Source organism: Dialister sp. UBA1703 (genome assembly GCA_002320515.1).
In the GTDB taxonomy this organism is placed as follows: domain Bacteria; phylum Bacillota; class Negativicutes; order Veillonellales; family Dialisteraceae; genus Dialister.
This window is the reverse complement of record DCJJ01000136.1, coordinates 1-5,023: the sequence shown is the minus strand read 5'-3', so window position 1 is coordinate 5,023 and position 5,023 is coordinate 1. Positions and strand designations below refer to the sequence as shown.

The window sequence follows — 5,023 nt, the reverse complement described above, 5'->3', positions numbered from 1 at the left end:
AGTCCCATGACGAAGCAGTGCATAAAAATTCTTGTAAAAGCAAACTCTGCGAATTAATCAGTGCTTCCCTAGATTCCCCTTGCCATTTCTTTTTTTTCCTATATAATTACATATGACTTTATTATGAAATGAGTTGTCTCTGCCAGGGAAGCGCTGATTCAATCATTGCCTGCTTTTATTCTTGGATTTTTATGCGATGCAGGGAATGGGACTCCTTAAGCAGCAAGTTATTTAAGGAATCCCTTGACGAAAGTGGATAAAAGTCCTTATAAAAGCGGACTCTATGAATGTGTGCTTCCCTCGGGTGGGGGCTGATATAGGGTGCCGGTGATTTCTGCAGGAGCAGAGGTTTCCGGTGTTCGTTTTTTCCCTGTTGTCAGAGGAGGAAATAGATTTGCCGATTACAAGAACGATTACGATAGAGAAGAAGAAACGGGGCCGAAAGGCGAAGGCAGCTGCGGCAGAGCCGGTGCTTTTCAAGCGGAAGCCGAATCCGAAGGGAAAGACCCTGGTGGTGGTGGAATCACCGGCTAAGGCGAAGACCATCGAAAGGATTCTGGGGCCTTCCTACAAGGTCATGGCGTCCAAGGGCCATCTCCGGGATCTGCCCCAGAAGAAGCTGGGCGTGGATATTGAGAACGGTTTCATGCCGGAGTATGTGGACAGCAGCGAGCGGGAGTCCATTATCAAGGATCTGCAGAAGGAAGCGAACCGCTCGAAGGCCGTCCTTCTGGCAACGGACCCTGATCGGGAAGGGGAAGCCATTTCCTGGCACCTGTCCAAGCTTCTGGATGTGAATCCCGAGGACAATGTACGCATTGCTTTCCATGAAATCACGCCGCCGGCCATCAAGGAGGCCATCAGCCATCCCGGCCCCATCGACATGAACCGGGTGGACGCCCAGCAGGCCCGCCGGGTGCTGGACCGGCTGGTGGGCTACAAGCTGTCTCCCTGGCTTTGGAAGCTGATTTACCGCGGCCTTTCCGCCGGCCGCGTGCAGTCTGTGGCTACCCGCCTCATCTGCGAAAGGGAAGAGGAAATCAAAGCTTTCAAGCCTGAGGAGTACTGGACCGTAGAAGCTCTGTACAAGAAGGAGGATTCCGAAACCTTTACGGCGAAGCTAGTGCAAATCGACGGGAAGGAGGCGGCCCTTCACAATAAGGAAGAAACGGACGCTGCGGTGGCGGACATTGACGGGAAGACTGCCGAGGTCACCTCTGTCACCCGCTCCCGGAAGCAGCGGAAGACGAAGCCTCCCTATACCACTTCCACCATGCAGCAGGATGCGGTGAACCGGCTGAATTTCCCTTCCCGGAAGACCATGATGCTGGCCCAGGCCCTTTATGAAGGTATTGAAATCCCGGGACACGGCCACGTGGGGCTCATTACCTACATGCGTACCGACTCCGTCCGTATTTCCGATGAAATGATTGCCCAGGTGCGGCCCTACATTGAGACAGTGTACGGCGAGGAATACCTGCCGCCAAAGCCCAATGTGTTTGCGAAATCGAAAAAGGCTCAGGACGCCCACGAAGCCATCCGTCCCACGAGCCTCCAGTTTCCGCCGAATGCGCTGACATCTGTGCTCTCCAGGGATCAGATGCGGCTCTACACCCTCATCTGGAACCGCTTCATCGCCTCCCAGATGGCGCCCCAGATCCAGCAGACCACCACCGCCCTTCTCCAGAGCGGCCGGTGCACTCTGCGGGCCAGCGGCAGCCATGTCCTCTTTGACGGCTTTACTGTCATGCAGCCGTCGAAGGAAAAGAAGAAGGAAGGGGAGGGAGAAAATTTCCTGCCGCCTTTGAAAAAAGGGGAAACGGTGAACAATGTAAAAACAAAGGGAGAACAGCACTTCACCGCTCCGCCGCCGAGATACACCGAAGCCAGCCTCATCAAGACCTTGGAAGAAAAGGGCATCGGCCGGCCCTCCACCTATGCGCCTATCCTGGACACCATCCAGAAGAGAAAGTATGTGGTGAAGGAAGGAAAACAGTTCGTACCTACGGAAATCGGATTTAAAGTGACGGACCTTCTGAAAAAATATTTCGACGGCATTATCAACGTGGATTTCACCGCCAACCTGGAAACCTGGCTGGATAAGATTGCCGAAGGCCGGGCCACCTATAAAAAGGTGATGACCGATTTCTACAAAGTTTTCGACAAGGAACTGGAAGCAGCCAATGGACAGACGGAAAAGGAAAAGAAGGAAAGCCAGGAAGTCACAGATGTGAAATGCGAAAAGTGCGGCGCCAACATGATCGTGAAAATGGGCCGCTACGGCAAGTACCTGGCCTGCCCCAACTATCCGGACTGCAAAAACATCAAACCCTACAGCGTCCTTCAGGGACCGGAGGAAGTGTCCGACGTGAAATGCGATGAATGCGGCACCCTCATGGTCTATCGCGATGGCCCCTACGGAAGATACCTGAAATGCCCGAACTGCCATGCCAATAAGGCCATCGTGGTGGATACAGGCATTACCTGCCCCAAATGCCATGAAGGCCACATGGTGCAGAGAAAGACAAAGAGAGGCCGCACCTTCTACGGCTGCAGCCGTTACCCCAAGTGCGACATGGCCCTCTGGAACGAACCGGTGGACCAGTTCTGCCCCACCTGCGGTTCTATCATGGTAAAGAAAACATATAAGAGCGGCAAAGAACTTATCCTATGCTCCAACCCCGACTGTCCAACGAATCCGAAAAAGAAAAAGGGAAAAGAAAAGGAAAAGAAAGAGTGAGATAGTGGGCTAGTGATCTAGTGTACTAGTGAGCTAGTGTGCTAGTTAGTTGGTGTTTTATTCTGCCCCGCTTGCGGGGGAAGTCCGGCGCAGCCGGATAGGGGGAGGCGAGCGCAGCGAGCCAATCCGCAGAATGATTATCATGCCATATAGCACAGCAAGGTCATCCCGTAACGCTGACTTTATACTCATCGCCCAAAGGGCGATACCACAACCCTCGGGCCCCAAGAGCCCGTCAAACTTAAGAACCCTTGGGCCCGAAAGGGCCCATCAATCTTAAGAACCTTTCTACACAACCCTTCTACACAACCTGCCGCCGTAAGGCGGCCATAACCTTCGCCCGCGCAGCGGGCGTCAACCTTCCCCTCTGAACCTTTTGAACCCGGGGCCGCTTCGTGGCCCTATAAAGGAGAAATCAATTGAACGATCATATAACAGTTATCGGCGCCGGTCTGGCAGGCAGTGAGGCTGCCTACCAGCTGGCGGAAATGGGGATTCCCGTCACTCTTATAGAGATGAGACCCCATAAGCAGACGCCTGCCCACCATACCGCCTATTTCGGCGAGCTGGTGTGCAGCAATTCCCTTCGGGCAGCAGCCCTCACCAATGCGGTGGGGCTCCTGAAGGAGGAGATGCGTCATCTCCATTCAGTCATCATGAAGGCGGCGGACAGCCATACCGTTCCTGCCGGCGGAGCGCTTGCGGTGGACCGCATGGGCTATGCTGAAGAGGTGACCCGCCTTGTGAAGGAACATCCCCTTGTTACCTTCGAGGAAAGGGAAGTGACCTCCATTCCGGAAGAGGGCATTGTCATCATTGCCACCGGCCCCTTGACCGAAGGGCCTCTGGCGGAGGATATTGAAAAATTCTGCGGCGGCGAAGGATTTCATTTCTACGACGCAGCAGCCCCCATCGTGACGAAGGAGTCCCTGGACATGGACGTGGTGTACCGCATGTCCCGCTACAACAAGGGGGAAGCGGCTTACCTGAACTGCCCCATGAACGAGGAAGAATACAAAGCCTTTCGGGAAGCCCTCTGCCAGGCGGAAATGGCGCCGGTTCACGGCTTTGAAAACAAGAAAGTATTCGAAGGCTGCATGCCCATCGAAGTGATGGCTGCCAGGGGAGAGGACACCATGCGGTTCGGCCCCATGAAACCGGTGGGACTGCCGGATCCCCGCACCGGGAAGGATCCCTACGCCGTGGTGCAACTTCGCCAGGACAATGAAGACGACACCATGTACAACATTGTAGGTTTCCAGACCCATTTGAAATGGGGCGAACAGAAGCGGGTATTCGGCATGATTCCCGGCCTTGGCCATGCGGAATTCATCCGCTACGGCGTCATGCACCGGAACACCTACATGGACTCCCCGGACCTTTTGAATGCCACCATGGAAACAAGAAAAAGAGAGGGCCTCTTCTTTGCCGGCCAGATGACCGGCGTGGAAGGATACGTGGAATCCGCCGCCTCCGGCATCGTGGCTGCCCGGAGCGCCGCTTCCCTCTTCCTGGGAAAACCGCCGGTGGCCTTCCCGAAAGAAACGGCCATCGGTGCCCTCTGCCATTATATTTCCCACTACGAAGGGAAAAACTTCCAGCCCATGAACGTCAACTTCGGCCTCATTCCGCCGCTGGAAAAAAGGGTGCCGAAAAAAGAAAAAAATCAGAAACTGGCAGAAAGAGCCCTCCTGGCACTGGATCAGTTTATAGCGGAGAGATGACGATGACACGCCCGCAGGGCGTGAAGGTTGACGGGCCCCAAGGGCCCGAGGTTTGACGGGGCTTTTGCCCCGAAGGTTCTCAAATTTGACGGCACCTGCGGCGGCGAGGGTTGTGGTGGCGCCCACATCGTCATTTCGACCGCAACGGAGCGAAGTGGAGAAATCTCATGTGTAGTGGGCTGGTGTGCTGGTGCGCTGGTGTACTAGTGGGCTAGTGTGATAGTAAAACCATACAACCGCGCCTTTGGTGCGTGGGGTGTACGAAGGCAAGCGGCGAAATGAAACTCTATGCTGAACTGACTGCCAAAAGGCAGCATTCTGCAGGGAGATTTCTCGGCTCCCTTTCACTGGCTCCACGAAACTATGGAACCATACCGGCTTGCACTTCCGCTCGAAATGACGGGGGAGCCATAGTGGCACAATGCAAGCCCCGTAACGCTGACTTCATAATTATTGCCGCCAAAGGCGGTGCACAGCGAACTGGAGTTACACCAGCGAACATAATTTGCAGGAGCAAAGCGACGCACAAATTATTGTGAGTCGGTGATAGCCGTGCTGT

At 54.6% G+C, this 5,023-nt stretch carries 2 protein-coding genes; both read left to right on the top strand.

The window, feature by feature from the left end:
- Positions 1 to 394: 394 nt before the first annotated feature.
- Positions 395 to 2,740 carry a type I DNA topoisomerase gene (gene topA / locus B2Y11_RS06020; RefSeq protein WP_291057321.1) on the top strand — a complete coding sequence of 782 codons (2,346 nt, stop codon included), beginning with the start codon at positions 395 to 397 and terminating at the stop codon, positions 2,738 to 2,740.
- A gap of 419 nt (positions 2,741 to 3,159) precedes the next feature.
- Complete coding sequence (trmFO, locus tag B2Y11_RS06015) at positions 3,160 to 4,464, top strand: methylenetetrahydrofolate--tRNA-(uracil(54)-C(5))-methyltransferase (FADH(2)-oxidizing) TrmFO (RefSeq protein ID WP_291057319.1); 1,305 nt, start codon at positions 3,160 to 3,162, stop codon at positions 4,462 to 4,464.
- Positions 4,465 to 5,023: the final 559 nt, after the last annotated feature.